The organism is Streptomyces sp. Ncost-T10-10d (assembly GCF_900091955.1).
Classification (GTDB): Bacteria; Actinomycetota; Actinomycetes; order Streptomycetales; family Streptomycetaceae; genus Streptomyces.
In genome coordinates, this window is record NZ_FMDF01000071.1 from 1 (window position 1) to 25706 (window position 25706).

The window sequence follows — 25706 nt, forward strand, 5'->3', positions numbered from 1 at the left end:
CGGATACGGCGCGCGGGACGGTCGGCGGACATGGCTGCGGTCAGCTCCGTCCGTGCCGGAGCGCCGGGTGGGCGCCTGCGGCGACCAGGTCGGCGACGGCGGCCCGCGGGTCGCGGCCGGTGACCAGGGATTCGCCCACGAGCACCGCGTCGGCGCCCGCGTTGGCGTACGCGATCAGGTCGTGCGGGCCGCGGACGCCGGACTCGGCGACCTTGACGATGTGGTTCGGGATCTCGGGGGCGACGCGCTCGAAGGTGGAGCGGTCGACCTTGAGGTCCTTCAGGTTGCGCGCGTTGACACCGATGATCTTCGCTCCGGCGTCCACGGCTCGTTCCGCCTCCTCCTCGTCGTGCGCCTCGACCAGCGGCGTCAGGCCGATGGACTCGGCGCGCTCGATCAGGGAGACGAGGGCCTCCTGGTCGAGGGCGGCGACGATCAGCAGGGCGAGGTCGGCGCCGTAGGCGCGGGCCTCCCAGAGCTGGTACGAGGTGACGATGAAGTCCTTGCGCAGGATCGGGATGTCGACCTTGGCGCGAACGGCCTCCAGGTCGGCGAGCGAACCGCCGAAGCGGCGCTCCTCGGTGAGGACCGAGATGACGGACGCGCCGCCCGCCTCGTAGTCCGCGGCGAGCGCGGCCGGGTCGGCGATCGCGGCGAGTGCCCCCTTGGAGGGGCTTGAGCGCTTGACCTCGCAGATGACGGTCACGCCCTCGCCACGCAGGGCGGCGACTCCGTCCTTGGCCGCAGGAGCGCGCGCCGCGCGTTCCTTCAGCTCGTCGAGGCTGACACGCGCCTGCCGCTCTGCGAGGTCGGCGCGTACGCCATCGATGATCTCGTCGAGCACACTCACGCGAGCGGCCCCCTTCCGGGACGGTGATGAGGGAACAGGATCAGCCATGTCAATGCTATCCGCAGGAGGCCAAAGGGCCCGAATCCAGTCGCCGAATGTCCCATTACCTGGGCATTCAAGGCGCCAGAGTCGATCCGAACGGCAGATTCCGGACGATCGAGAAGATCAGCAGCACGGCTCCGATCCCCCACCAGACGACGGGGTTCGCAGCGACGCTCATGGGCCTGCCCCGGGAGGCGCGGGTCATCCAGACCACCCAGAGGACGGCGAAGATCCCGTAGCCGACGACGGCGAGCGCATTGGAGCCGAGGGCAGCGGCGATGTCGCCGTGCGCGACAGCGTGGGCACTGCGCAGCCCGCCGCAGCCCGGGCAGTACAGGCCGGTGAACCGGAGCAGTGGGCAGACCGGGTAGTGGCCCGGCTGATTGGGGTCGACGGCACCGACGTAGCCGAACGCCCCGATGACGGCGGCCATGACTCCCACCGGGGTGGCGAGCCGCCGGAAACGCGAGACGGGGACGGGGGCGGGAGGGAAGACCTGCGGGGACGGGGGCGGGCCGGGCGTCAGCGGATGACCGGACATCGGCGGGTGGCAGGGGGCGGGCCGGGAGCCCGGCGCCGACGGTGCGGCGGCTGGAGTAGGCGATGCGTCCACCCGGTGATTGTCCCCGCTGATGCGGAAAGGCGCAGCCCGGGCCGGGCTGCGCCTCGCATTCGTACGGGTGGGGCGTGCGTCAGGAGATCTGTGCCTGCCCGGCGCGTGCCCTGGCCGCGGCCATCTCTTCCGACTCCTTCGGCATGCCGAGGCCCGCGGCCTTCATCGCGAGGCCGACGACCCCGCCGAGGAAGATGACGGCGATACCGGCCCAGAAGCCGATCGGGTTGGCCGCGACCATGAAGACGCCTGCGGCGCAGAAGCCGATGAAGGAGATGATGACACCGGTCCAGGCGGCCGGGGTGTGTCCGTGGCTGCTGCCCGCCATGAGTTGCTCCTTGTTGGTGATGCGCTGTTGGTATCGCTGTACGCAAAGCTGGTGCCGCTGTTGGTGCCGCTGTGCAGAAAGCTCGGCTTCATTGTCCCGTACGTGCGGGTAGGACGTGAGCTGGGGGGGTCATGCCTCGCGCGTCGGGTCCTCGCCGCGGTCCAGGGCCTTCCACAGGTCCTCGGGCCGGTCCGGGTCCGGGGCGGTGCGGGCGGCTTTGCGGGGGCGGGGGGTGCCGTCCCGTTCGTACCGTCCCGACATGGTGGGCCAGAGCTTCCCGTACCGCAGGGCGAGCAGCCCGGCGAGCAGGATCAGCAGGCCGCCGGCCGCGGTGACGTACGGCCACGCGGTGTGACTGAGGGCCCCGATGGTCGCCGAGGCGTCGCCGGTGGTCTGCGCGGCCTTCTCGTCGAGCGCCGAACTGTCGGAGGCCCCGAGGCAGGCGCTCAGTCCGGCACCGAGGCCGCTGAGGGCGAGGAGTCCGGCGACGATCAGTCGCGTGCCGCTACGGACGGCGAAGACGGCGACGAGGGCGGCCAGGCCGACTATGGCGAGGGCCGCCGGAAGGCCGGTGACGTCCTGGCCGTCGGCGGTCAGCGGCAGGGAGCCGCCACCGACGGCCGCCCGGCCCTCGGCCCAGGTCTGGCCGGAGGCGAGCAGGACGACGGTGGCGCCGGCCGCCCCGAGGAGCAGGCCGGCGGCCAGGCTGCGGCGGCTTCCCGCGACGTCGGGCGCGGTGGCGGCTCGGGCACGGGGCTGGGGTACGGGGACAGCACTCACGCCCTCCACTATCCCTTACCGCCTCATGCTCCGTGGAGCCGGTTGGCCGTATGCACCGCGCGGAGCACCGCGGCGGCCTTGTTGCGGCACTCGGTGTCCTCGGCGACCGGGTCGGAGTCGGCGACGACACCTGCTCCGGCCTGGACATACGCCGTGCCGTCGCGGAGCAGGGCGGTCCGGATCGCGATGGCGGTGTCGGAGTCCCCGGCGAAGTCGAGGTAGCCGACGCAGCCTCCGTACAGTCCGCGGCAGGTCGGTTCGAGCTCCTCGATGATCTGCATCGCGCGGGGCTTGGGAGCGCCGGAGAGGGTGCCCGCGGGGAAGCACGCGGTGAGGACGTCGAAGGCGGTGCGGCCCTCGGCGACGCGGCCGGTGACGGTGGAGACGATGTGCATCACGTGCGAGTACCGCTCGATCGACATGAAGTCGACGACCTCGACGCTGCCGGGTTCGCAGACCCGCCCCAGGTCGTTGCGGCCGAGGTCGACGAGCATCAGATGCTCGGCGCGTTCCTTCGGGTCGGCGAGGAGTTCGTCGGCGAGCGCCTGGTCCTCCTGCGGGGTGGCGCCGCGGTGCCTGGTACCGGCGATCGGGTGGACCATGGCCCGTCCGTCCTCGACCTTGACGAGGGCTTCCGGGCTGGAGCCCGCGACGTCGAAGCCGTCGAAGCGGAAGAGGTACATGTACGGCGACGGGTTGGTGGCGCGCAGCACCCGGTAGACGTCCAACGCGCTTGCCGCGCACGGGGTTTCGAAGCGCTGGGAGGGGACGACCTGGAAGGCCTCGCCGGCCCTGATGCGCTCCTTCACGTCCTCGACGGCGTCCTGGTACGCCTTGCCGCCCCACAGCGCGGTGTACGGGGGGAGCTCGGACGGCGGGAGGGCGGCGGGGGCGTTCTCGACGGGGCGCGAGAGGTCCTGCTCCATGGCGTCGAGACGGGCGACGGCGTCCGCGTACGCCTCGTCGACGCCGGTCGCGAGGTCGTTGTGGTTGATCGCGTTGGCGATCAGCAGGACGCTGCCGTCCCAGTGGTCGAGTACGGCCAGGTCCGAGGTGAGCAGCATGGTCAGCTCGGGAACGTGGAGGTCGTCCTCGACGCTGTCACCGATCTTCTCCAGGCGGCGCACGATGTCGTAACCCAGGTAGCCGACCATGCCGCCGGTGAACGGGGGCAGCCCGTCGTCGACGACCAGGTCGTGGGGGGTGTGCAGGGTCTCGATGGTGGCGCGCAGGGCCTGCAGCGGGTCGCCGTCGACGGGGACGCCGACGGGCGGGGTGCCCAGCCAGTGGGCCTGTCCGTCGCGTGCGGTGAGGGTGGCGGCGCTGCGTACCCCGATGAAGGAGTAGCGCGACCAGGTGCGGCCGTTCTCCGCGGATTCGAGGAGGAAGGTGCCGGTGCGCTCGCCCGCGAGTTTGCGGTAGAGCCCGACCGGGGTGTCGCCGTCCGCGAGGAGCCGGCGGCTGACGGGGATGACACGGCGGTCGACGGCCAGCTTGCGGAAGGTATCGAGATCCATGACGGCTGACCCTACTGAGCGAGCGGGAGGACGTCTGCGTCGAAGCAGGTGCGGTCGCCGGTGTGGCAGGCGGCACCCGTCTGGTCGACCTTGACGAGGACGGTGTCGGCGTCGCAGTCGAGGGCGACGGACTTGACCTGCTGGATGTGGCCCGAGGTGTCGCCCTTGACCCAGTACTCCTGACGGCTGCGGGACCAGTAGGTGCAGCGGCCGGTGGTGAGGGTGCGGTGCAGGGCCTCGTCGTCCATCCAGCCGAGCATCAGCACCTCACCGGTGTCGTACTGCTGGGCGATCGCCGGGACGAGGCCGTCGGCACCGCGCTTGAGGCGCGCGGCGATGGCCGGGTCGAGGTTGCCGGACGGCGGCGGAGTGCTGGGCGTGGGCGCGCTGGTCATGCGCCCATTGTGCCGTGGCCGCGGGAGCGGCTCTGTGCGGCGTCCACTGGGCGGACCGCGTGCGGCGGTCGTACGCTGGCGAGCATGTCGACCCATGCGAAGCGTGAACGACTTCTGCTCGCCGACCTGTTGGAGGCGGCGGGACCGGAAGCCCCGACCCTGTGCCACGGCTGGACGACCCGGGACCTGGCCGCCCATGTGGTGGTCCGCGAGCGCCGGCCGGACGCGGCGGGAGGAGTGGTGCTGGGCGTGCTGAAGAACCGCCTCGAACGGGTGCAGGCGGAGTACGCGGCGAAGCCGTACGAGGAGCTGATCCAGCTGATCCGTACCGGACCACCGCGGATGTCCCCGTTCGGTCTGAAGCAGATCGACGAGGCCGCCAACACCGTCGAGTTCTACGTCCACACCGAGGATGTGCGCCGGGCCCAGCCGGACTGGTCGCGGCGGGAGCTGGACCCGGTCTTCGCCGATGTGCTCTGGTCGCGCGCCGAGAAGACGGCCCGGCTGTTGGGCCGCAAATCCCCGGTGGGGCTGGTGCTGCGCCGCCCGGACGGCCAGACGGCGGTGGCGCACAAGGGCACCCCGGTGGTGACGGTCACCGGCGAGCCGGGCGAGTTGCTGCTCTTCGCGTTCGGCCGGCAGGACGCGGCGACGGTGGACCTCGATGGCGACAAGGAGGCGGTGGCCCGGCTGCACACGGCGGAGCTGGGGATGTAGGGCCGACCGCTGGACGGGGGCGATGTCAGCGCGGGAGTTCCGCGCGGCGCAGCCGGGTGAAGGCCAGACCGGCCGTCGCTCCCGCCGCGCACACCGCGGCACTGGTGACGAAGACCGGGCCCGTTCCCCAGGCGGCGACGGCGGCTCCCGTGACCGGGTAGCTGAGCGGGGCGATCGCATGGGTGAAGAGCGTCGAGACCGAGGTGACCCGGCCCAGGTAGGCGGGGTCGGTGACCGTCTGGGTCAGGGCGCCGCACAGGGAGCCGCCGAGGCCGGCGAAGAGCCCGATGCAGACGGCGACGGTGACGGCGAGGCCCACCGAGGGGGCGTGGGCCAGGACCGCTATGGCGACTGCGCCGATCAGCATCGTCAGGCACATCACGAGCCCGGCCCGTGGAACCCGGCCGCGCACGGCGAGCAGCAGGGCCGACGCGCCGGCGCCGATGCCGAACGCGGCAACGATCAAGCCCATGCCGGACGCCCCAGCCGCGCTCACGGACGAGCAGGATCAGTCCGAGGTTGAGCGGCCCCGCGAAGCCCAGTTCGCTGAGGGCGACAGCGAGCATCAGCGGTCCGAGCACCGGGTGACGGCGGATGTGACGCAGTCCGTCGGCCAGATCGTGCCAGGCGGTACCGGACGGTTCGGCGGCTTCCCGGGCGGGCAATGGGCTGATCCGCAGCGACAGGAGCAGCGGCAGTGATACGGCGAAGAGCACCCCTGCCGCGGCGAACGCGAGCCTCGGGCCGCCGACGGCCACCGCGGCGCCGCCGAGCGGAGCCCCCACGACATTGGCGGTCCGGGAGGCGAGTCCGCGCAGTCCCTGGACGCGGGCCAGCTGTCCGGCGGCGGTGATCCGGGGTGGCAGGGCGCCGACGGCGGGCAGGAAGAGGGCGTCGACCACGCCGAAGACGAGCGCGACGGCGATCAGCATCCACACGGCGGGCGAGGTGAGCAGCAGCGCGCCCGCCAGGCCCAGCACGACCAGGCAGCGGGCGGCGTCGCTGCTGACGACGACGCGGCGCGGTCCGATCCGGTCGGCGAGCACTCCCCCGCCGAGCATCAGTAAGGCTCTGGGTATGGAGCCGACGGCGAGCACGAGTCCGGTCTGGGAGGGGCTGCCGGTGCGGGCGGCGGCCCAGGCGAGCGCCATGTAGTAGACGCTGTCGCCGATCATCGACGCGGTGTAGGCACCGAGCCAGCGCAGGACGTTGCCGTCGCGATGGGCGGGGCGTTCGGGGGCTTTCGTGGCCGCTTCGGTGGCGGTCATGAGGGTGTCCTCTCGGGGCGACGGCTCAGGTGCGGAACGGGAATGCGTGCAGGTGCACCGCGACGTTCTCGCGGCCTTCGGTGTCTCCCGCCTCGTCACGGGCGCGTCCGAGCTCCTCGTACCGGTCGATCACCTCGTGCATCTCACGGCTGAGTGCGGCGAGCTCCTCGGCGGTGAGCCGGGCCAGGTATTCGGAGCCGGAGGCGGCGCTGCGCCACTCCGGTGGCCAGCTCTGGGCCGAATCGATGTAGCGGCGGTACAGCTCGACGTGCTGGTCGAACGAGAGCCGGCCGACAGCGGCGTGGGTAGCGGCCTTCTCGGGTGCGTCGCTGAAGTCCTCCTCGTGGAAGGTCAGCCCCTTCGAGGCGGGCTGCCACCAGCGCTCGCGGCCGTCCTTGCCCTGCTGCTCGGCCTCCTCGATCAGACCGTGGTCGGCGAGCTTGCGCAGGTGGTAACTGACCAGCGAGACCGCCTCGTCGACCTGCTCGGCGAGCTGGGAGGCGGTGGCCTGACGGGAGATGTAGAGCGCCCGGTAGAGCTTCATCCGCAGCGGGTGCCCGAACGCCTTCAGGGTCCCCAGATCCGAGATCCGGCGCGATTCATTGCTTGCCATGCCCTCCACCGTAGACAGGAAGGAAAACTTGCGCAATCTTTATTGCGCAATAAAAGTTGCAGGTTTTGGGTGGCCGGAGAAGCGACGCAACCGCCCTCGGAACGCCGATCGCCGGGTGGAGCCCAAAACGGCTCCACCCGGCGATCGATGAGTGCTGTGCGGTCAGCGGACCGGGTGTCCGGCCTCCCTGAGCGCGCCCTTGACCTCGGAGATCCGCAGATCACCGAAGTGGAAGACGGACGCGGCGAGCACCGCGTCGGCGCCCGCCGCGATGGCCGGCGCGAAGTCCGCGAGTCGGCCCGCGCCACCGGAGGCGATGACGGGGACGGTCACGTGCTCCCGTACCGCTGCGATCATCTCGATGTCGTAGCCGTCCTTGGTGCCGTCCGCGTCCATCGAGTTGAGCAGGATCTCGCCCGCGCCCAGCTCGGCGGCCCGGTGCGCCCATTCGACGGCGTCGATGCCGGTGCCCTTGCGGCCGCCGTGCGTGGTGACCTCGAAGGTGCCCGCGGGCGTGCGCCGGGCGTCCACGGAGAGCACCAGCACCTGGCGGCCGAAGCGCTCGGCGATCTCCCGGATGAGGTCCGGGCGGGCGATGGCCGCGGTGTTGACGCCGACCTTGTCCGCACCGGCCCGCAGCAGCTTGTCGACATCGTCGGCGGTACGGACGCCGCCGCCGACCGTGAGCGGGATGAAGACCTGCTCGGCGGTGCGGCGCACCACGTCGTAGGTGGTCTCCCGGTCGCCGCTGGACGCGGTGATGTCCAGGAAGGTCAGCTCGTCGGCGCCCTCGGCGTCGTACAGCTTCGCCATCTCGACGGGGTCGCCCGCATCGCGCAGGTTCTGGAAGTTGACGCCCTTGACGACCCGGCCGTTGTCGACGTCCAGGCACGGAATGACGCGTACCGCGAGGGTCATCGCGCACCTGCCCGGTATGCCTCGACCTCGACCTCGACGACCAGGCTCGGGTCCACGAAACCGGACACGATGATCATCGACGCGGCGGGGCGGACGTCGTCGAAGAGCTCCTTGTGGGCGCGGCCGACCTCGTCCACGTCCCGGGCGTGCGTGATGTACATCCGGGTGCGGACGACGTCCTCGCGGCCCAGACCGAGCTGCTTCAGGGCGTCGAAGGCGACCTTGAAGGAGGTGACCGTCTGCTCGTACGGGCCGCCCGCGGAGATCTGCCCGTTCTCCACCGACGTGCAGCCGGCGACCAGGACGAGGCCGTTCGGCAGCTCGACCGCGCGGGAGTAGCCGAACTTGTCCTCCCAGGGGGCGCCGGAGGAGATGCGGTTGACGGAGTCGGTCATCCGGAGACCACCTGCAGTGCTTCTTCGAGGGTGAACGCCTTCGCGTACAGCGCCTTGCCGACGATCGCGCCCTCGACGCCGTCCGGGACGAGCGAGGAGATGGCCCGCAGGTCGTCCAGCGAGGAGACACCGCCGGAGGCGACGACGGGCTTGTCCGTGGCGGCGCAGACGTTCTTCAGGAGCTCCAGGTTGGGGCCCTGGAGCGTGCCGTCCTTGGCGATGTCGGTGACGACGTAGCGGGCACAGCCCTCGGAGTCGAGGCGGGCGAGCGTCTCGTAGAGGTCGCCACCGTCGCGGGTCCAGCCACGCCCGCGCAGTGTCGTGCCGCGGACGTCGAGGCCGACGGCGATCTTGTCTCCGTGTTCGGCGATGACCTTGGCGACCCACTGAGGGGTCTCCAGGGCGGCGGTGCCGAGGTTGACCCGGGTGCAGCCGGTGGCGAGGGCCGCGGCGAGCGAGGCGTCGTCGCGGATGCCGCCGGAGAGCTCGACCTTGATGTCCATGGAGCGGGCGACCTCGGCGATCTGCGCCCGGTTGTCACCGGTGCCGAACGCGGCGTCCAGGTCGACCAGATGCAGCCATTCGGCGCCCGCCTGCTGCCAGGCGAGGGCGGCCTGCAGGGGGTCACCGTAGGAGGTCTCGGAGCCGGACTCGCCGTGGACGAGGCGGACGGCCTGGCCGTCGCGGACGTCGACGGCGGGGAGGAGTTCAAGCTTCGGCATTACAGCGTCTCAATCCAGTTGGTCAGCAGCTGGGCCCCGGCATCGCCGGACTTCTCGGGGTGGAACTGGGTGGCCCACAGGGCGCCGTTCTCCACGGCCGCGACGAACGGCTCGCCGTGGGTGGCCCAGGTGACCCGGGGCGCGCGGATCTTGGCGTTGGTGACCTCCAGGCTCCAGTCGTGCACGGCGTAGGAGTGCACGAAGTAGAACCGGGCCTCGGGGTCGAGACCCGCGAAGAGCTGGGAGTCCTCGGGGGACCGCACAGTGTTCCAGCCCATGTGCGGGACGATCGGCGCCTTCAGGGGGGCGACGGTGCCCGGCCATTCGTCCAGCCCCTCCGTCTCCACACCGTGCTCGATGCCGCGCTCGAAGAGGATCTGCATACCGACGCAGATGCCCATGACAGGGCGGCCTCCGGCAAGCCTGCGGCCGATGATCCATTCACCGCGAGCCTTCTTCAGCCCCTCCATGCAGGCGGAGAACGCGCCGACGCCGGGCACCAGCAGCCCGTCGGCGTTCATCGCCTTCTCGTAGTCGCGGGTGATCTCGACATCCGCGCCGACGTGGGCGAGGGCCCGCTCGGCGGACCGGACATTGCCGAAGCCGTAGTCGAAGACGACGACCTTCTTCTTGTCGCTCTTCTTCTTGTCGCTCACAAGTCGTACCTCAGTCCCAGAGTCCCTGGATCCGCATGACGCCTGCCACCAGGCACATCACGGACGCGAGCCCGAGCAGGACGATGACGCCCTTGGGCATCTTCTGCTTCGAGAAGGAGTAGACCCCGCCCGCCAGGAACAGGCCGACCAGGATCAGGATGGTGTTGAGGCCGGTCACAGCGCGCCCTTCGTGGAAGGAAGAATCCCGGCAGCGCGCGGATCGTGCTCACTGGCGTAGCGCAGGGCGCGGGCGAGCGCCTTGAACTGGCACTCCACGATGTGGTGGGCGTTGCGCCCGTACGGCACGTGGACGTGCAGGGCGATCTGTGCCTGGGCGACGAAGGACTCCAGTATGTGCCGGGTCATCGTCGTGTCGTACTCGCCGATCATGGGCGCCATGTTCTCGGGCTCTGTGTGCACGAGGTACGGGCGGCCGGACAGGTCGACGGTGACCTGGGCCAGCGACTCGTCCAGCGGGACGGTGCAGTTGCCGAAACGGTAGATGCCGACCTTGTCACCGAGGGCCTGCTTGAACGCGGCGCCCAGGGCGAGGGCGGTGTCCTCGATGGTGTGGTGCGAGTCGATGTGCAGGTCGCCGTCGGTCTTGACCGTGAGGTCGAAGAGTCCGTGCCGGCCGAGCTGGTCGAGCATGTGGTCGTAGAAACCGACCCCGGTCGACACCTCGACCTTGCCGGTGCCGTCGAGGTTGATCTCGACGAGTACCGAGGTTTCCTTGGTGGTGCGTTCGACTCTTCCTACGCGGGCCGCGCGAGTCATGCGTCGTGCTCCTTCTTCAGTTCGCGTACCGCATCGAGGAACGCGTCGTTCTCTGCCGGGGTGCCCGCGGAGACCCGCAGCCATCCCGGTACGCCGTTGTCCCGGACCAGGACGCCCCGGTCGAGGATCTGCTGCCAGGCGGTGTGGCTGTCGGCGAAGCGGCCGAACTGGACGAAGTTGGCGTCCGAGTCGGTGACGTCGTAGCCGAGAGCGCGCAGCCGGGTGACGATCCGGTCGCGCTCGCTCTTGAGCTGCGCGACGTATCCGAGCAGCGTATCCGTGTGCTCCAGGGCGGCGAGCGCGGTGGCCTGGGTGATGGAGGACAGGTGGTACGGCAGCCGCACCAGCTGGACCGCATCGACGACGGCCGGGTCGGCGGCGAGGTAGCCGAGGCGCAGTCCGGCGGCGCCGAACGCCTTCGACATCGTGCGCGAGAGCACCATGTTCGGCCGGCCCTCGATCAGCGGGAGCAGCGAGGCGTGGTGGCTGAACTCGCCGTACGCCTCGTCGACGACGACCATCGACGGCTTGGCCGCCTGGGCGGCCTCGTACAGCGCGAGTACGGTCTCGGCGTCGACGGCGGTGCCGGTGGGGTTGTTGGGCGAGGTGATGAAGACGACGTCGGGCCGGTGCTCGGCGATGGTCTTCCGGGCGGCTTCGACGTCGATGGTGAAGTCCTCGTTGCGCGGTCCGCAGATCCAGCCGGTGCCGGTGGAGCGGGCAATGAGGGCGTGCATGGAGTACGAGGGCTCGAAGCCGATCGCGGTGCGCCCCGGGCCGCCGAAGGTCTGCAGCAACTGCTGGAGCACTTCGTTGGAGCCGTTGGCCGCCCAGACGTTGGCGAGGCCGACCTCGTGCCCGGCGGTGCGGCTGAGGTAGCGGGCCAGCTCCGTACGGAGCTCGACGGCGTCCCGGTCGGGATAGCGGTTGAGGTCGCGGGCGGCCTCGCGGACGCGCTCGGCGATCCGGTCGACGAGCGCCTCGGGCAGCGGGTACGGGTTCTCGTTGGTGTTCAGCCGCACGGGTACGTCGAGCTGCGGCGCCCCGTACGGGGACTTGCCGCGCAGTTCGTCGCGGATCGGGAGCTCGTCCCAGGCATTGCGGGTGGTGCTGCTGTGCGTCACTGCTGTGGAACCTCTCCGCCGAACCTGGCCTTGAGCGCGGCGCCGTGGGCGGGGAGGTCCTCCGCCTCGGCGAGGGTCACGACATGGTGGGTGACCTCGGCGAGCGCGTCGCGCGTGTAGTCGACGATGTGGATGCCGCGCAGGAAGGACTGCACGGACAGGCCCGAGGAGTGGCAGGCGCAGCCGCCGGTCGGCAGAACGTGGTTGGAGCCCGCGCAGTAGTCGCCGAGCGAGACCGGGGCCCACGGGCCGACGAAGATCGCCCCGGCGTTGCGGACCCGGTCGGCGAGCGCGGCGGCGTCGGCGGTCTGGATCTCCAGGTGCTCGGCGGCGTACGCGTCGACGACCTTGAGGCCGTCCTCCACGTCGTTGACCAGGACGATCGCGGACTGGCGGCCGGCCAGTGCGGGCTCGATCCGGTCGGTGATGTGCTTCGTCGCGGCGACCTGCGGCTTCAGCTCGGCCTCGGTGGCTGCGGCCAGTTCCTCGGAGTCGGTGACGAGGACGGCGGCGGCCATCGGGTCGTGTTCGGCCTGGCTGATCAGGTCGGCGGCGACGTGCACCGGGTCGGCGGTGGAGTCGGCGAGGATCGCGATCTCGGTGGGGCCCGCCTCGGCGTCGATGCCGATCCGGCCCTTGAGGAGTCGCTTGGCGGCGGCGACATAGATGTTGCCGGGGCCGGTGACGAGGTTCACCGGAAGACATTCGGCCGTTCCGTACGCGAACATCGCGACGGCCTGGGCGCCGCCGGCCGCGTACACCTCGTCGACGCCGAGCAGGGCGCAGGCGGCGAGGATCGTCGGGTGCGGCAGACCGTCGAAGTCCTTCTGCGGCGGGGATGCCACGGCGATGCCCTCGACGCCCGCCTCCTGGGCCGGTACGACGTTCATGACGACGGAGGACGGGTAGACGGAGCGCCCGCCCGGTACGTACAGCCCGACGCGCTCGACCGGCACCCACTTCTCGGTGACGGTGCCACCGGGGACGACCTGGGTGGTGTGTGTGGTGCGGCGCTGCTCGCGGTGGACGAGGCGGGCGCGGCGGATCGACTCCTCCAGGGCGGCCCGTACGGCGGGTTCGAGCCGCTCCAGCGCCTCGGCGATCGCCGCGGCCGGGACGCGGATCGAGTCGATCCGTACGCCGTCGAATTTCTCCCCCCACTCGATCACTGCCGCCGAGCCACGATGGCGTACGTCCTCGCAGATGGGCCGCACCGTCTCCAGGGCGGCTTCCACGTCGAACTCGGCACGGGGCAGCAGGTCGCGCAGGGCTCCACCCTCGGGGAGGGCGTTGCCGCGCAGATCGATTCGAGAGATCACACCGCAATTCTCTCAGACCGCCTCCGGCATCCGGTCGCCCGTATCACTGGCTGATACATGTCCCGGCCGTCACTGCTGACCAATAGTGTTCACGTCGTCACACAGAGGGAAGAACAGCTCCGAGCGGAAGGGGCACCGGTGACCGAACCGCACGACGGCGATTTTCCGGACGGTCTCAGCGCGGCCGAGCTGGGCATGTGGCAAGCCTTCCGGAACGGCAGCACCTACGATCTGCGCGCCCGCGACCCGGCGCGGGACGATCCGTTCGCGCCGCGCACCTGGGGACCGGAGCGCAGTGTGGACGGGCGCGTCGTCGCCCGGCTGCTGCTGTCCGGGCCACCACCGCGGCCCGGCCGGGTCGCCGCGCTGAAGCTCCGGGGTGTACGGATCACCGGGACACTGGATCTCGCGGGCGGGCGCGTCGCGCCGTACGTCGAGCTGACCGGATGCCGCTTCGAGAACGAGGTGGTACTGCCCGAATGTCATTTCACGACGTTGCGGATGGTCGGCTGCGCGATGCCGCGGCTGGAGGCGGCCCGGCTGCGTACCGAGGGCGATCTGCATCTGCCGCGCTGCCGCATCAAGCGCGGGATCCGGCTCACCGACGCACAGATCGGCACCGATCTGCTGATCAACCAGATCGAGATCGGCTCCGACCGGGGCGGGCGGTCCCTGGCCGGTGACGGGCTGGCGGTCGCCCAGGACCTGCAGGCGGAGATGGTCGAGGCGCGCGGCGAGCTGAGCCTGCGCGGGGCGAAGGTCGGCGGTTCGCTGAGTCTGCGCGGCAGTCGGCTGCGGGGCAGGGAGGGGCGCCGCGCGCTGAACGCACCTCAGCTGACCGTGGAGCGGACGCTGTACATGAGCGAGGCGTGGGTGAGCATCGACACCGGGAACCAGGGCACCACTCCCCCGTACGGCATCGTCATGGCGCCGACCCCGGCGCGCGGTACGCGTTCGCAGATCTTCGAGTGCCGCGGCGGGGTGCGCCTGGACGACGGACGGTTCGGCGACGCGGTCGATCTGCACAAGGCACGGTTCGTACTGGCCAGGCACGAGGAGCTGTCGCTGCGCCGGATCGTCACCCCGGAGCTGCGGTTCAACGCGGAACGGCCGGAGGAGGGCCGGGTCGTGCTGAACGGTGCGAAGGTCGTCACGCTGATCGATGTGTCGACCAGCTGGCCGGGGCCCGGCGGACTGGCGATGGGCGGTTTCGTCTACGAGAACCTCGTCCCGTACGGGCACTTCCCGCTCTCCCGGCGCCTGGAGTGGGTGGCAGCGGCGACCCCGGAGTACGTACCGGAGCCGTACGAACGCCTCGCCACGGTGCTGCGCAACTGCGGGGAGGACGCGGATGCCCGCGAGGTGCTGCTGGCCAAGCAGCGGCGGCGCCGCGAGACGCTGCCGCCCGCCGCGAAGCTCTGGGGCTTCCTCCAGGACTGGACGGTGGCGTACGGCTACCGGCCGGGGCGGGCCGCGGTGTGGATGGCGGTGCTGTGGGCGGCGGGTGCGCTGGCCTTCGCCCAGCACGTGCCGGCGGCGATCAAACAGGATGAGCATCCGCAGTGGAATCCGGCGCTCTACGCACTCGATCTGCTGGTGCCGGTCATCAACCTCGGCCAGGACGGTTACTGGCGCATGGAGGGTGGCTGGCAGTGGGCGGCGGCCGTGCTCGTCCTGCTGGGTTGGATACTGGCCACGACGGTCGCGGCGGGCGCCTCACGGCTGCTGCGCCGGGGCTGACCCGAGTCCGGCTGCGGCCGGCCGGACGACCGACCGTCCCACCGGCCGAAGCCCTTCTGCGCAGTGGCCGTCGCGGTGGCCGGAGGCCGTGGTCGAACGATCTGCCGAGCCATACCCGAAGCATCGGAAACCAATGACCGGATCATTGGAAACAAGCCAAATTCCTCGCTTTCCTTTACCTCTTATTGACCCAGCTCGATACAACCCATCCACTCGGCACCAAAGCTTCACAGCACCCCCCTGGCGCCGTCCCGACCAGCGCTTTTCAATGATCTGCACCATGTCATTCCTTCGCGCTCTGCTCCGTACCGCGCGCGTGATCCAGCACTCCCCCCAGGGGGCCGCCGGGCTGCCCTCGGACGACGCGGTGCTGCTCGACGCCCCCGACGAACGGCTCTCCCCGGCGCTTGTCGCCGCCGCCCTCGGGGAGTACGAACCGGCCGCGAAACTCCTCGCCACCACCCGGGACGGCGCCGAGTGGGAGAACCGGGACCGCTACCTGAGCCGGCTCGCCACGTTCGCCCGCAACCGCGACGGATGGCTGACCGACTGGCTCGCCGCCGCACCGCACGACCCGGACGCGCTGCTCGTCAAGGCCGAGCTGGCAGTCCGCCGGGCCTGGGAGTCGCCCGTCCGGGCGGAGCAGCTGCGCGAGGTGGGACCGCTGATCACCGCGGCGGCCGAGAGCGACCCCCGCGACCCGGTGCCGTGGCGGCTCGCGCTCGACCATGCGCGCGGCACCCATGCCACGCACACCATGTTCGAGGCGCTGTGGGAACAGGCGATCCAGCGCTCCTCGCACCACTACGGCTGCCATGTCGCGGCGCTGCGATACCTCTCCGCCGCCTGGTACGGCTCGCACCGCGAGTGCTTCGACTTCGCCGAGCGGGCCGCCGAGGACTCACTGCCCAGCTCACTGGTGCAGGCGCTGCCGCTGCGGGCCGCCTTCGCCCTGCTGATCGAGGGGCCGGACGTACGGACCACCTCGGTGCAGGAGGAACGGATCGACGCGGCAGCGGATCTGGCGATCACGCTGTCCGCCTCGTTCCCGCCCGGCGACCCGTGGCCCGCCGAGGTCCGCAACCTGCTGGCGTACGTGCTGGTCACGCGGGGCCGCTGGGGCGAGGCGCTGGAACAGTTCCGGCAGATCGGACTCCACGCGGCGTCGTTCCCGTGGTCGTCGGTCTCAGACGATCCGCTCGGCCGGTTCCTCGACGCGAGGGACGAGGCGCGGCTCCGGGCGGCCTGTGCGACGTCCTTGTCGGGCCGGGCCGACCGTGGTCGGCCCCGCGGCCATTACGCTTGACCGTTGTGACCACCGCTCGCCTGCCTCTGTTCCCGCTGAACGCGGTGCTGTTTCCCGGCCTCGTGCTGCCGCTGAACGTCTTCGAAGAGCGCTATCGCGCCATGATGCGCGAGCTGCTGAAGACCGACGACGACGAACCCCGCCGTTTCGCCGTGGTCGCGATCCGCGACGGCCGCGAGGTCGCCCCGACGGCCGCCGGAATGCCGGAGGCGGTGAGCACCCCCGCCGAGCGCGGTCCCGCGGACGGCTTCGGCCCCGACCCGATCCAGACCTTCCACCGGGTCGGCTGCATCGCCGACGCGGCGAAGATCCGGGAACGGCCGGACGGCAGCTTCGAGGTCCTCGCGACCGGCACCACCCGGGTCAAGCTGCTCTCCGTCGACGCGAGCGGCCCCTATCTGACGGCCGAACTCGAAGAGCTGGACGAGGAACCCGGCGAGGAGGCCGGCGCACTCGCCGAGGGCGTCCTGCGGGCCTTCCGCAGCTACCAGAAGCGACTGGCCGGGGCGAGCGAACGCTCCCTGACGACGGGTGCGGACCTGCCCGACGACCCCTCCGTCGTCTCCTACCTGGTCGCGGCGGCGGCCGTATTCGACATCCCGTGCAAGCAGCGGCTGCTCCAGGCACCCGACACCGCGACCCGGCTGCGCGAGGAACTGACGCTGCTGCGCTCCGAGACCGCCGTCATCCGGCATCTGCCGTCCCTGCCCGCGGTGGATCTGACGCGTGCCCCGACCCATCCCAACTGACTGACGACCGACCGACCCGAGGACCCTCCCCCGTGGCGAAGAAGCCGAAGAAGCAGCAGCAGTCCGGCGGCACCCCGGCAACAGTCGCATTGACCGCGGCCGGCACGGCGTTCACCGTCCACTCCTACGACCACGACCCGGCGTCGGCCTCCTACGGCGAGGAGGCGGCCGAGGCACTGGGCGTCTCCCCCGACCGGGTCTTCAAGACCCTGGTCGCGGACGTCGACGGCTCGCTCACCGTGGCGGTCGTCCCGGTGGCCGGTTCCCTGGATCTCAAGGCCCTGGCCTCCGCGGTGGGCGGCAAACGAGCCGCGATGGCCGACCCGGCGGCCGCCGAACGCACCACCGGCTACGTAAGGGGCGGCATCTCACCCCTCGGCCAGCGGAAGCGGCTGCGTACGGTGCTGGACGCGTCGGCACAGTCCCACGAGACAATCTGCGTCTCGGCGGGCCGCCGCGGCCTGGAGGTCGAGCTCTCCCCCACGGATCTGGCGTCCCTGACGGGGGCGGTATTCGCCGAGATCGGCCGGGGGTAGCCGCCCTGGGCACTTTTCGGCCCGGCGCTCCTGGGTGCCGTTCAGCCCGTCCGGCGTTCGAGGACCGGAGTCCGGGGCGGAGCCCCGGTCCGGGAAGGGGCGGGCGGGGGACAAGCCCCGCGCAATGGCCCACCCCGCACCGGCACCCCGCGCCCGCCTAGGACTCAGCCGGCGGCACCGGCGGCACGCCCCCACCCGCGGGCGACGGCCCCGCCCCCGGCACAGGCCCGCCCGCGGCCCACCCCGGAAACACACCCCACTCCGGCTCCGGATCCCGCGGCCCGAACAACGCCGTCAGACCGAGATGAACCGCCATCGCCCCCAGCGGCCACGCCAGCAGCGCCCCCTTGGCCCGCAGCTGAAGCGGCGCATCGAAGACCACGCCCTTGCCGACCGCCCGCGCGTGCGCGACCACGTCCTGGTCCGGCCCGAGCCACACCCCCAGCCGCCAGGCAAGCAGCGAACCGAGCAGGCCGCCCAGCGCGAGCCCCACCACCAGGGCGATCCCGCCACGCCGCTGGAACAGGAAGACCAGCGCCGCGGAGAGAGCACCGAAGGCCAGCGCCAGCAGCACGAACGTACCGTCGGCGCCGATCGCCTCCTCGCCCTCGCTGTCACTGAGGAAGACGGCCGTGCTGTCGGAGATCAGCGGAACCCGCGGCGCCAGCCACACCCAGAGGAGTCCGAGCCCGATGCCCGCGACGGTCACGAGAACGGTGACAACAGCGGCACGCAGCAGATCCGACCGGAGATTCCGCTCCTCCTGGGACGCCGGCAGGGTGCCGGAGTGGGAGGCACCCGGACCGCCGGGACGACCGGGCCCACCCCATTTCGGCGGGGTCTGCCAGGGGTCGTTGGACGAGGGCTGGTGAGGCGGCGTCAGAGGTGCGGTCACCTTGCCATCGTGCCAGGCGTACCTGTGCCGCGCCTCACCGGACCGCTGCTCTGCGGTACGCCCAGGTGGCCGCAGCCAGCGAGAGGACGCCGACGACGGCGCAGACCGCGAGATCCAGTGCGACGACCGCCCAGTCGGGGTGGGCGTCGAAGGACCGGGAGAGCGCCTCGACACCGTACGTGGAGGGCATCAGATCGCGGGCCCAGCCGATCGGCCCGGGCAGCCGGTCGGCCGGCAGGACACCGAGCAGCAGCGCCGCCGACATGCCCAGCTGCCCGAGCAGCGTGGCCAGCTCCTGCCGGGGCGCGAGCAGCCCCATCGCGGCACCGAGCCCGGAGAGCGCCGCTCCGGAGAGCGGGATGACGGCGACGAGCACCCACAGATGCGTCAGCGGCAGTCCGAACAGCACGCTCCCCGCCACGGCCGTGACGATCGTGCCGGGCACGGTGAAGGAGGCGTACGCCCCGGCCGCACCGAGCACCACCGCGGCAGGCGGCACCGGCAGGGTGGCGTAGTGGTCGAGTCCGCCGCCGGCCCTCAGCTGCCCGAAGTACTGGGCGAGCAGATTGAGCGCGACGAAGGCCACCACGAGGACGCTGGATCCGGCGACGACGGCGCGCGCCTCGGAGCCGCCGTCGACGACCCCGCGCATCAGCACCATGATCCCGACGGACTGGAAGGTCGCGACGAAGAGCAGCGGGATACGGGCGACCCTGGCCCTGGACAGCTGGGCACGGTAGACGGCCGCCAGCGAGGGGAACAGCCGGGCCCGTGGCGCGAGCGGCGCGGGGACCGCCTCATCCTGGCCGTCGCGGCCGGTACGGCCGTCATCGGCGGTCCGGACGGGTCCGGTCACCGCCTGCGCGGGAACGATGCTCGTCACCTGGCGCTGCTCCTGTTCGCTCCCTGCCCTGCCACGCATGCGCAGCCGGTCGCCCCGCCCGCCGCGGTCATGACTTCACCAGCCCCTTGATCGCGTCCCCGCCGAGCGCGAGATAGACGTCCTCCAGGCTGGGCGTCGCCAGCGTGAAGTCGTCGAGTGCGGCAAAGGCCGCGCCGCCGGTCACGGCGGCGACCGCCGCCCGCGCCTCGTCGGGACCGAGCCTGAGCACCCAGCGCCGCCCGGACTCCTGGGCCGAGCCGCGCAGCGCGGCCACTTCGGGCACGTCCAGGGGCGCCCGTTCGCGCCACACCAGCTCGACCCGGACCTCGCCCGCGACACGTTCCTTGAGCCCGGTCGGTGTGTCGCAGGCGATGACCTTGCCGCGTTCGATCACGGCGACCCGGTCGAGAACCGTCTCGGCCTCGATGACGTTGTGGGTGACGAGCAGCACCGTCGTGCCGCGTTCGGCCCGGCGCCGGTCGACGGCGGCCCAGACGGCGCGCCTCGCGACGGGGTCCATGCCGGTCGTCGGCTCGTCCAGCACCAGCACCGGCCGCTCGCCGACCAGCGCGGCCGCGAAGCAGGCGAGCCGCCGCTGTCCGCCGGAGAGCTTCTTCAGGGGGCGTCCCGCGATCTCGGTGAGGCCGAGTTCGTCGAGTACGTCGTCGCGCTCGGCGCGGGCGTCCCGCACCGCGAGGCCGCGCAGCCGTCCGGTGGTCTCGGCGGCGAGCGAGACGGTCAGCTCGTCGAGAGCGGTGGACTCCTGCCCGAGGTACCCGATCAGCCGGGAGGCCCGCTCGGGATGGCGTACGAGATCGTGGCCCAGCACGATGACGCTGCCGGAGTCGGGCCTCATCAGCCCGGTGAGCTGCCGTACCAGGGTGGACTTTCCGGCGCCGTTGGGGCCGAGGAGGCCGAAGATCTCGCCGCCCCGCACATCCAGGCTGATCCCGTCGGTGGCGCGCACCTCGGGTGTGGCGGGTGCACCGCGGCGGCCGCGGGCGGCGGGATAGGTCTTGACCAGATCACGCACCGCGCACACGGTCCCGGTCGCCGTCTGCGCCTGTGCTGTGCCCGTACTCACGAGGTACGAGAGTACGGGGTCGGATGCCCCTTATTGCGCCCGGGGCCATGCCGGTCGGACGTCGACGCCGCAATCGCAGGCCGGGTTGCCCGACCGCCCGACCGTTGTGCCGTCAGTCGCCGGGCGGGCTCGTCCGCTCCACCGCCGGGGCGTGTTCCGCCGCGGCCCGTACATCGATCTCCCGCCAGAATCCGGCCCTGATCGCGTAGCGGTCGTGCTCGTCGATCTGGTCGTCCTTGTGGGCGAGGAGGCCGAACCGTGCCGCGTACCGCAGCAGTTCACCGTCGATACGGTGCGGGATGCGCGGATACATGGTCGACAGCTTCTGCAGATGGGCGGTCTCCGGCAGCCGCTCCATCCAGCGCCGGGCGAAGACCTGACCCACTTCGAAGGGGTCGCCGCCCACGGTGGTGATGTCCTCCTCCCGGTCCGCCCAGCGCTGCTCGGCGCTGGTGAGCTGGGCCAGCGTCGGGAGGGACGCGGTTTCGGCGGGCTCGCCCAGCGGTCCGCCGCGCTCCATCCAACCCTTGTCGGAGGACCAGCGCAGTGTGGCGTTGGCAGGCGACACCTGGGGGGGCTGGGCGCCGGGTCCGCGCAGGCTGCCCGCCAGGTCCTTGGGTGTGGGGACGCCCCTTCCAACGTGGCCGGGCCGGTCGGCGGTGGAACTCTCCTCGGGCGACGGCACCGCACCGTTGCCGGCGGCCGCGGCCTGGGCCTCCGATGCCCGCTCGGCGGAGGCTGCGAGGGCCGCCTCGGGCAGCGGTGCGGAGAGGATCGCAGCGATCTCCGGCCGCGGGGCGGGCGGCGGGGCGCCGACGCCGCCGGTCTCCTTGGCCCGTACGGCCTGGGTGATCCAGGCCCGGTCGAGCACTCTTCGTTCGTCGGCCTCGGCGACCAGGTCCTCGGACTGGTTGTAGTCGCCGTCGGCGGCCTGGACGGCCCACAGATGGACGGCGACGCCGTGTTCCTTGGCGGACATCAGGCCGGGCAGCAGATCGCCGTCACCGGTCACCAGCACCACGTCGGAGCAGGCCCGGTTCCTGGCCAGTTCGGTGAGCTCGGCATGCATCGCGGCGTCGACGCCCTTCTGCGCCCAGCGCCCGTCGCTGCGGGTGAGAGCACCGAGCCGGACGGTAACCCGGGGCATCACACGAAGTCTGCGGTGCTCGGGCTGCGGTACGCGGTCGGGGGCGCCGTCGAACCAGTAGATCCGCAGCAGCGGCTGCCGCGTATCGGCCTCTGCCAGCTCGCGCAGGCCCCGGATGAGGGCCGCGTGGTCGACGGTGATGCGGGAACGGGCGGGCTCCCCGGCCAGCAGACTCGCGGCTGCACCCAGCAAGTAGCCGGCGTCCACCAGGACGACGCAACGGTCCACGCGTTCCACCCTCTTCCAGAAGTTCGGGTGTGGTCTTTGCCAAGGGTTTCCTTCGAGTCTGCCCGACCGCGCAGGGGTTGACGGCCGGAACTCGATCATCGGCGTGGCGGATCAGGAAAACGGCGCATGATACCCGTTCACTACGCACGGTAATGATCCAACATGCATGCTTTACCCCGCTATGTGAATCTGACAGCGGTCCTGGCCCCGAGAGTCCCCGTAGGAGGAACACCATGGCCAAGAACAAGAACCGCAAGCAGAGCAGCCGGCAGAACCGCGCGGCGGGTCCGGAGCACGGTGCGGAAGAGACCAAGTCGACTGGTTACGACCCGCAGATACAGCCTCAGTCGCAAGCCCAGGGCAGCCCTGCCGATGTTGCCCGCAAGCACCAGCGACGCTTCGGCCACAACTGACCGGGCGGATCTCCGGTCACGGCCGCAGGCCGGGTGGCCGAGAGGGGCGCTCCCGCTCTCGCGGGGCGCCCCTCTCGTACGTCTGCCGTGAACCGGCTCAGCCGGCCAGGCAGGACGGTCCGAGCAGCACCTTCAGGTCACCGAAGAGCGCCGGGTCGGGCTTCACCCGGTGCCGGTCGAGCCGGAGCACCGTGGTCTTGCGGGGGCCCTGGAGCTTGATCCGCACCTCGGTGTCGCCCCGGTGGTTGCTGAGGACCTCGCCGAGGCGGCTGACCATCGGTGGGGTGATCTTGACCGTGGGGATGGTCAGGACCACGGGGGCGTTGGTGCCGGCCGACGAGATGTCGGGGACCTGCATCTCCATGGCGACGAGCCGGGGCACGTCCTCCCGCTTGTCGAGACGTCCCTTGACGAAGACGACGGTGTCCTCGACGAGCTGGGTGGAGACCAGCTGGTAGGTGGCGGGGAAGAACATGCACTCGATGGATCCGGCCAGGTCCTCGACGGTGGCGATGGCCCAGGCGTTGCCCTGCTTGGTCATCTTGCGCTGCAGGCCGGAGATGATGCCTCCGACGGTGACGATGGCGCCGTCTGCGTGCTCCCCGCCGGTCAGCTGCGAGATCGAGGAGTCGGCCTTGTCGGACAGCACGTGTTCCAGACCGAAGAGCGGGTGGTCGGAGACGTACAGGCCGAGCATCTCGCGCTCCTGGGCCAGCAGGTAGGACTTCTCCCACTCGATGTCGGAGAACTCCACGTCGAGCCCGAAGCCCGGCTCGTCGCTCTCCTCCTCGCCCATGCCGCCGAAGAGGTCGAACTGGCCCTCGGCCTCCTTGCGCTTGACCTGCACCACGTTGTCGATCATCGGCTCGTGGTGGGCGACCAGGCCCTTGCGGGTGTGGCCCATCTCGTCGAAGGCGCCGGCCTTGATCAGCGATTCGACGGTGCGCTTGTTGCAGACGACCGCCTCGACCTTGTCCAGGAAGTCGGGGAAGCTGCTGTACTTCCCCTTCGCCTTGCGGCACCGGATGATCGAGTCGACGACGTTCTGACCCACGTTCCGGACGGCCGTGAGGCCGAAGAGGATCACGTCGTCGCCCTGCGCGGCGAAGTTCGACAGCGACTCGTTCACATTGGGCGGCAGCACCTTGATGCCCATGCGACGGCACTCGTTGAGATAGACCGCCGACTTGTCCTTGTCGTCCTTGACAGAGGTCAGCAGCGCCGCCATGTACTCGGCGGGGTAGTTCGCCTTGAGGTACGCGGTCCAGTAGGTGACCAGGCCGTACGCGGAGGAGTGTGCCTTGTTGAACGCGTATCCGGCGAACGGGACCAGAACGTCCCACAGCGCCTTGATCGCGGCGTCGGAGAAGCCCTTCTCCTTGGCACCCGCCTCGAAGAGGACGAAGTTCTTCGCCAGTTCCTCGGGCTTCTTCTTGCCCATCACGCGGCGCAGGATGTCGGCTTCGCCGAGCGAGTACCCGGCGACGATCTGGGCGGCCTTCTGCACCTGCTCCTGGTACACGATCAGGCCGTAGGTGAGGCCGAGGACCTCCTTGAGGGGCTCCTCCAGCTCCGGGTGGATCGGGGTGATCTCCTGGCGGCCGTTCTTGCGCTCGGCGTAGTTCGTGTGCGAGTTCATGCCCATCGGGCCCGGCCGGTACAGGGCCGAGACGGCGGAAATGTCCTCGAAGTTGTCGGGCTGCATCTGGCGCAGCAGGGAGCGCATCGGACCGCCGTCGAACTGGAACACGCCGAGCGTGTCGCCGCGGCAGAGCATTTCGTACGTCTTCGGGTCGTCCAGCGGGAGGCCGAGCAGGTCCAGCTTGACGCCCTTGTTGCTCTCCACCATCTTGACGGCGTCGTCCATGATGGTCAGGTTCCTGAGGCCCAGGAAGTCCATCTTCAGCAGGCCGAGCGACTCGCACTGCGGGTAGTCCCACTGCGTGATGGTGACGCCGTCGGTGTGCCGCACCCAGATCGGGGCGTGGTCGACGATGGGCTCGCTGGACATGATGACGCCTGCGGCGTGCACGCCCATCTGCCGGACCAGGCCCTCGACACCCTTCGCGGTGTCGATGACCTTCTTCACGTCCGGCTCGTTCTCGTACATCCCCCGGATCTCGCCCGCCTCGCTGTAGCGCGGGTGCTTGGGGTCGGTGATGCCGTTGAGATCGATGCCCTTGCCGAGGACGTCGGCGGGCATCGCCTTGGTGAGCCGGTCGCCCATCGCGTACGGGTAGCCGAGGACGCGGGCGGAGTCCTTGATGGCGTTCTTCGCCTTGATCTTGCCGTACGTGCCGATCATGGCGACCTTGTCGGCGCCGTACTTCTCCGTCACGTACCTGATCACTTCGACGCGCCGACGCTCGTCGAAGTCGATGTCGACATCGGGCATGGAGACACGCTCGGGATTGAGGAACCGCTCGAAGATCAGTCCGTGCTCGATCGGGTCGAGGTCGGTGATGCCCATCGCGTACGCCACGATCGAACCGGCCGCGGAACCACGGCCGGGGCCGACCGCGATGCCGTTGTTCTTCGCCCACATGATGAAGTCGGCGACCACGAGGAAGTAGCCCGGGAACCCCATCTGGATGATGATGTCCATCTCGTACTCGACCTGCTTCTGCCGGTCGTCGGGGACACCGCCCGGGAAGCGGCGCTCCATCCCGCGCCGCACTTCCTCCTGGAACCAGGTGATCTCCGTGAACCCGTCCGGGATCTCGAACTTCGGCATCAGGTCGCGCTTCTCGAACATGCCGCCGGTGTCGATCTGCTGCGCGACCAGCAGCGTGTTGGCGCACCCCTCCTGCCAGGCGTCGGAGGAGTCGACGGCGTACATCTCGTCGGTCGTCTTGAGGTAGTAGCCGGTGCCGTCGAAGCGGAAGCGGTCCGGGTCGGAGAGGTTCTTGCCGGTCTGGATGCAGAGCAGCGCGTCGTGCGCGGTGGCCTCGTGCGCGTAGGTGTAGTGCGAGTCGTTGGTCACCAGCGGCGGGATGTTCAGCTTCTTGCCGATTTCGAGGAGCCCGTCACGGACCCGGCGCTCGATCTCGATGCCGTGGTCCATCAGCTCCAGGAAGTACTTGCCCTCGCCGAAGATGTCCTTGTAGTCGGAAGCCGCCTGGACCGCCTCGTCGAACTGGCCGAGCCGCAGTCGCGTCTGCACCTCGCCCGAGGGGCAGCCGGTGGAGGCGATCAGGCCCTCGGACCACTGGGCGATGGTCTCCTTGTCCATACGGGGCCACTTCTGCAGCCAGCCCTCGGCGTACGCGTCCGAGGAGAGCCGGAAGAGGTTGTGCAGTCCCGTCGCGTTCGACGCCCAGATCGTCTTGTGGGTGTAACCACCCGAGCCCGAGACGTCGTCGCGCTTCTGGTGCGGCTGGCCCCACTGGATCTTCCGCTTGTGCTTGCGCGACTCCGGAGCGACGTACGCCTCGATCCCGATGATCGGCGTCACGCCCGCCTTCTGCGCCGAGTGGAAGAAGTCGTAGGCACCGTGCAGGTTGCCGTGGTCCGTCATCGCGATGTGCGACATGCCCATTTCATTGCAGGCAGCGAACATGTCCTTGAGCCGCGCGGCACCGTCCAGCAGCGAGTACTGGGTATGGACGTGAAGGTGCGTAAAGGGCGGCTTGGTCACGGCGTCGGGCCTCCGGGGAAACAGGCAATGACTGACTGGGGGAACAGCGTGGAA

The 25706-nt window shown here is 70.6% G+C and carries 26 protein-coding genes and 1 pseudogene; 6 read left to right on the top strand and 21 right to left on the bottom strand.

Going from position 1 to position 25706, the window contains the following annotated elements:
- Positions 1-40: 40 nt before the first annotated feature.
- The 6 genes from trpC to hisI all read right to left on the bottom strand — a co-directional run bounded on the left by trpC (position 41) and on the right by hisI (position 4525).
- Positions 41-850 (bottom strand): indole-3-glycerol phosphate synthase TrpC, encoded by an 810-nt coding sequence (gene trpC / locus GA0115254_RS09900; protein WP_093894906.1) that lies wholly within the window; start codon positions 848-850, stop codon positions 41-43.
- A 115-nt stretch (positions 851-965) separates the two neighbouring features.
- Positions 966-1505: a DUF2752 domain-containing protein gene (locus GA0115254_RS09905; RefSeq protein WP_370740846.1), complete on the bottom strand. Its 540-nt coding sequence runs from the start codon at positions 1503-1505 to the stop codon at positions 966-968.
- Between the two features lie 79 nt (positions 1506-1584).
- On the bottom strand, positions 1585-1833 hold the full coding sequence (locus GA0115254_RS09910; RefSeq protein ID WP_093894908.1) for an HGxxPAAW family protein: 249 nt from the start codon (positions 1831-1833) through the stop codon (positions 1585-1587).
- A 129-nt stretch (positions 1834-1962) separates the two neighbouring features.
- Positions 1963-2622, bottom strand: coding sequence for a TIGR02234 family membrane protein (locus GA0115254_RS09915; RefSeq protein WP_093894909.1), 660 nt, complete (start codon positions 2620-2622; stop codon positions 1963-1965).
- Between the two features lie 14 nt (positions 2623-2636).
- Positions 2637-4130 carry an anthranilate synthase component I gene (locus GA0115254_RS09920; RefSeq protein ID WP_093894910.1) on the bottom strand — a complete coding sequence of 498 codons (1494 nt, stop codon included), beginning with the start codon at positions 4128-4130 and terminating at the stop codon, positions 2637-2639.
- 11 nt (positions 4131-4141) lie between these two features.
- Complete coding sequence (gene hisI / locus GA0115254_RS09925; protein WP_093894911.1) at positions 4142-4525, bottom strand: phosphoribosyl-AMP cyclohydrolase; 384 nt, start codon at positions 4523-4525, stop codon at positions 4142-4144.
- Between the two features lie 84 nt (positions 4526-4609).
- On the opposite strand from hisI, the gene GA0115254_RS09930 reads away from it, so the two are divergent.
- Positions 4610-5242 (top strand): TIGR03085 family metal-binding protein, encoded by a 633-nt coding sequence (locus GA0115254_RS09930; protein WP_093894912.1) that lies wholly within the window; start codon positions 4610-4612, stop codon positions 5240-5242.
- 25 nt (positions 5243-5267) lie between these two features.
- Here GA0115254_RS09930 and GA0115254_RS09935 read toward each other — a convergent pair.
- The 10 genes and pseudogenes from GA0115254_RS09935 to hisD form a co-directional block, all read right to left on the bottom strand.
- Positions 5268-6510: pseudogene (locus tag GA0115254_RS09935) on the bottom strand (MFS transporter).
- Positions 6511-6535: 25 nt separating this feature from the next.
- On the bottom strand, positions 6536-7123 hold the full coding sequence (locus GA0115254_RS09940) for an ArsR/SmtB family transcription factor (protein WP_093894913.1): 588 nt from the start codon (positions 7121-7123) through the stop codon (positions 6536-6538).
- A gap of 162 nt (positions 7124-7285) precedes the next feature.
- Entirely contained in the window at positions 7286-8041 is a 756-nt protein-coding gene (gene hisF, locus GA0115254_RS09945) for an imidazole glycerol phosphate synthase subunit HisF (RefSeq protein ID WP_093894914.1), read from the bottom strand.
- On the bottom strand, positions 8038-8436 hold the full coding sequence (locus GA0115254_RS09950) for a RidA family protein (protein WP_093894915.1): 399 nt from the start codon (positions 8434-8436) through the stop codon (positions 8038-8040). The genes hisF and GA0115254_RS09950 overlap by 4 nt, the downstream gene beginning before the upstream one ends.
- Positions 8433-9158 (bottom strand): bifunctional 1-(5-phosphoribosyl)-5-((5-phosphoribosylamino)methylideneamino)imidazole-4-carboxamide isomerase/phosphoribosylanthranilate isomerase PriA, encoded by a 726-nt coding sequence (priA, locus tag GA0115254_RS09955; protein ID WP_093894916.1) that lies wholly within the window; start codon positions 9156-9158, stop codon positions 8433-8435. The genes GA0115254_RS09950 and priA overlap by 4 nt, the downstream gene beginning before the upstream one ends.
- Complete coding sequence (gene hisH / locus GA0115254_RS09960; protein WP_093894917.1) at positions 9158-9814, bottom strand: imidazole glycerol phosphate synthase subunit HisH; 657 nt, start codon at positions 9812-9814, stop codon at positions 9158-9160. The genes priA and hisH overlap by 1 nt, the downstream gene beginning before the upstream one ends.
- A gap of 10 nt (positions 9815-9824) precedes the next feature.
- Positions 9825-9992 (bottom strand): hypothetical protein, encoded by a 168-nt coding sequence (locus GA0115254_RS44320; RefSeq protein WP_176740053.1) that lies wholly within the window; start codon positions 9990-9992, stop codon positions 9825-9827.
- Positions 9989-10591, bottom strand: a complete 603-nt coding sequence (gene hisB, locus GA0115254_RS09965; protein ID WP_093894918.1) for an imidazoleglycerol-phosphate dehydratase HisB — start codon at positions 10589-10591, stop codon at positions 9989-9991. Before hisB ends, GA0115254_RS44320 begins: the two co-directional genes overlap by 4 nt.
- Positions 10588-11715, bottom strand: a complete 1128-nt coding sequence (locus tag GA0115254_RS09970) for a histidinol-phosphate transaminase (protein ID WP_093894919.1) — start codon at positions 11713-11715, stop codon at positions 10588-10590. Before GA0115254_RS09970 ends, hisB begins: the two co-directional genes overlap by 4 nt.
- Positions 11712-13034, bottom strand: coding sequence for a histidinol dehydrogenase (hisD, locus tag GA0115254_RS09975; RefSeq protein WP_093894920.1), 1323 nt, complete (start codon positions 13032-13034; stop codon positions 11712-11714). The genes GA0115254_RS09970 and hisD overlap by 4 nt, the downstream gene beginning before the upstream one ends.
- Before the next feature lie 138 nt (positions 13035-13172).
- Between hisD and GA0115254_RS09980 the strand changes: the two genes are divergently transcribed.
- The 4 genes from GA0115254_RS09980 (at position 13173) to ybaK (ending at position 17365) form a co-directional block, all read left to right on the top strand.
- The gene (locus GA0115254_RS09980; protein ID WP_093894921.1) at positions 13173-14774 is read left to right on the top strand and encodes an oxidoreductase; all 1602 of its coding nucleotides are present in this window, start codon (positions 13173-13175) and stop codon (positions 14772-14774) included.
- A 268-nt stretch (positions 14775-15042) separates the two neighbouring features.
- Positions 15043-16080, top strand: a complete 1038-nt coding sequence (locus GA0115254_RS09985) for a hypothetical protein (RefSeq protein WP_093894922.1) — start codon at positions 15043-15045, stop codon at positions 16078-16080.
- 5 nt (positions 16081-16085) lie between these two features.
- Positions 16086-16829, top strand: coding sequence for an LON peptidase substrate-binding domain-containing protein (locus GA0115254_RS09990; RefSeq protein ID WP_093894923.1), 744 nt, complete (start codon positions 16086-16088; stop codon positions 16827-16829).
- A gap of 32 nt (positions 16830-16861) precedes the next feature.
- Positions 16862-17365: a Cys-tRNA(Pro) deacylase gene (gene ybaK, locus GA0115254_RS09995; RefSeq protein ID WP_093894924.1), complete on the top strand. Its 504-nt coding sequence runs from the start codon at positions 16862-16864 to the stop codon at positions 17363-17365.
- 157 nt (positions 17366-17522) lie between these two features.
- Here ybaK and GA0115254_RS10000 read toward each other — a convergent pair whose 3' ends face one another.
- From GA0115254_RS10000 to GA0115254_RS10015, 4 genes are all read right to left on the bottom strand, one after another.
- Positions 17523-18260 (bottom strand): ABC transporter permease, encoded by a 738-nt coding sequence (locus tag GA0115254_RS10000; RefSeq protein WP_176740054.1) that lies wholly within the window; start codon positions 18258-18260, stop codon positions 17523-17525.
- A 34-nt stretch (positions 18261-18294) separates the two neighbouring features.
- Positions 18295-19023 carry an ABC transporter permease gene (locus GA0115254_RS10005; protein ID WP_176740057.1) on the bottom strand — a complete coding sequence of 243 codons (729 nt, stop codon included), beginning with the start codon at positions 19021-19023 and terminating at the stop codon, positions 18295-18297.
- A gap of 187 nt (positions 19024-19210) precedes the next feature.
- Positions 19211-20185, bottom strand: coding sequence for an ABC transporter ATP-binding protein (locus GA0115254_RS10010; protein ID WP_093894954.1), 975 nt, complete (start codon positions 20183-20185; stop codon positions 19211-19213).
- 154 nt (positions 20186-20339) lie between these two features.
- Positions 20340-21611, bottom strand: coding sequence for an NYN domain-containing protein (locus tag GA0115254_RS10015; protein ID WP_093894926.1), 1272 nt, complete (start codon positions 21609-21611; stop codon positions 20340-20342).
- A gap of 224 nt (positions 21612-21835) precedes the next feature.
- Here GA0115254_RS10015 and GA0115254_RS10020 point away from each other — a divergent pair, with 224 nt between their 5' ends.
- Positions 21836-22015, top strand: a complete 180-nt coding sequence (locus GA0115254_RS10020; RefSeq protein ID WP_093894927.1) for a hypothetical protein — start codon at positions 21836-21838, stop codon at positions 22013-22015.
- A 97-nt stretch (positions 22016-22112) separates the two neighbouring features.
- On the opposite strand, the gene dnaE is transcribed toward GA0115254_RS10020, so the two are convergent.
- Complete coding sequence (gene dnaE / locus GA0115254_RS10025) at positions 22113-25652, bottom strand: DNA polymerase III subunit alpha (protein WP_093894928.1); 3540 nt, start codon at positions 25650-25652, stop codon at positions 22113-22115.
- Between the last annotated feature and the right edge of the window lie 54 nt (positions 25653-25706).

What these genes read in the sequence shown, in the direction of transcription:
- GA0115254_RS09910 (WP_093894908.1), bottom strand. Translation starts at nt 1,833, where the DNA reads ATGGCGGGCAGCAGCCACGGACACACCCCGGCCGCCTGGACCGGTGTC.
- GA0115254_RS09920 (WP_093894910.1), bottom strand. Translation starts at nt 4,130, where the DNA reads ATGGATCTCGATACCTTCCGCAAGCTGGCCGTCGACCGCCGTGTCATC.
- hisI (WP_093894911.1), bottom strand. Translation starts at nt 4,525, where the DNA reads ATGACCAGCGCGCCCACGCCCAGCACTCCGCCGCCGTCCGGCAACCTC.
- GA0115254_RS09930 (WP_093894912.1), top strand. Translation starts at nt 4,610, where the DNA reads ATGTCGACCCATGCGAAGCGTGAACGACTTCTGCTCGCCGACCTGTTG.
- GA0115254_RS09940 (WP_093894913.1), bottom strand. Translation starts at nt 7,123, where the DNA reads ATGGCAAGCAATGAATCGCGCCGGATCTCGGATCTGGGGACCCTGAAG.
- hisF (WP_093894914.1), bottom strand. Translation starts at nt 8,041, where the DNA reads ATGACCCTCGCGGTACGCGTCATTCCGTGCCTGGACGTCGACAACGGC.
- GA0115254_RS09950 (WP_093894915.1), bottom strand. Translation starts at nt 8,436, where the DNA reads ATGACCGACTCCGTCAACCGCATCTCCTCCGGCGCCCCCTGGGAGGAC.
- priA (WP_093894916.1), bottom strand. Translation starts at nt 9,158, where the DNA reads ATGCCGAAGCTTGAACTCCTCCCCGCCGTCGACGTCCGCGACGGCCAG.
- hisB (WP_093894918.1), bottom strand. Translation starts at nt 10,591, where the DNA reads ATGACTCGCGCGGCCCGCGTAGGAAGAGTCGAACGCACCACCAAGGAA.
- GA0115254_RS09985 (WP_093894922.1), top strand. Translation starts at nt 15,043, where the DNA reads ATGATCTGCACCATGTCATTCCTTCGCGCTCTGCTCCGTACCGCGCGC.
- GA0115254_RS10020 (WP_093894927.1), top strand. Translation starts at nt 21,836, where the DNA reads ATGGCCAAGAACAAGAACCGCAAGCAGAGCAGCCGGCAGAACCGCGCG.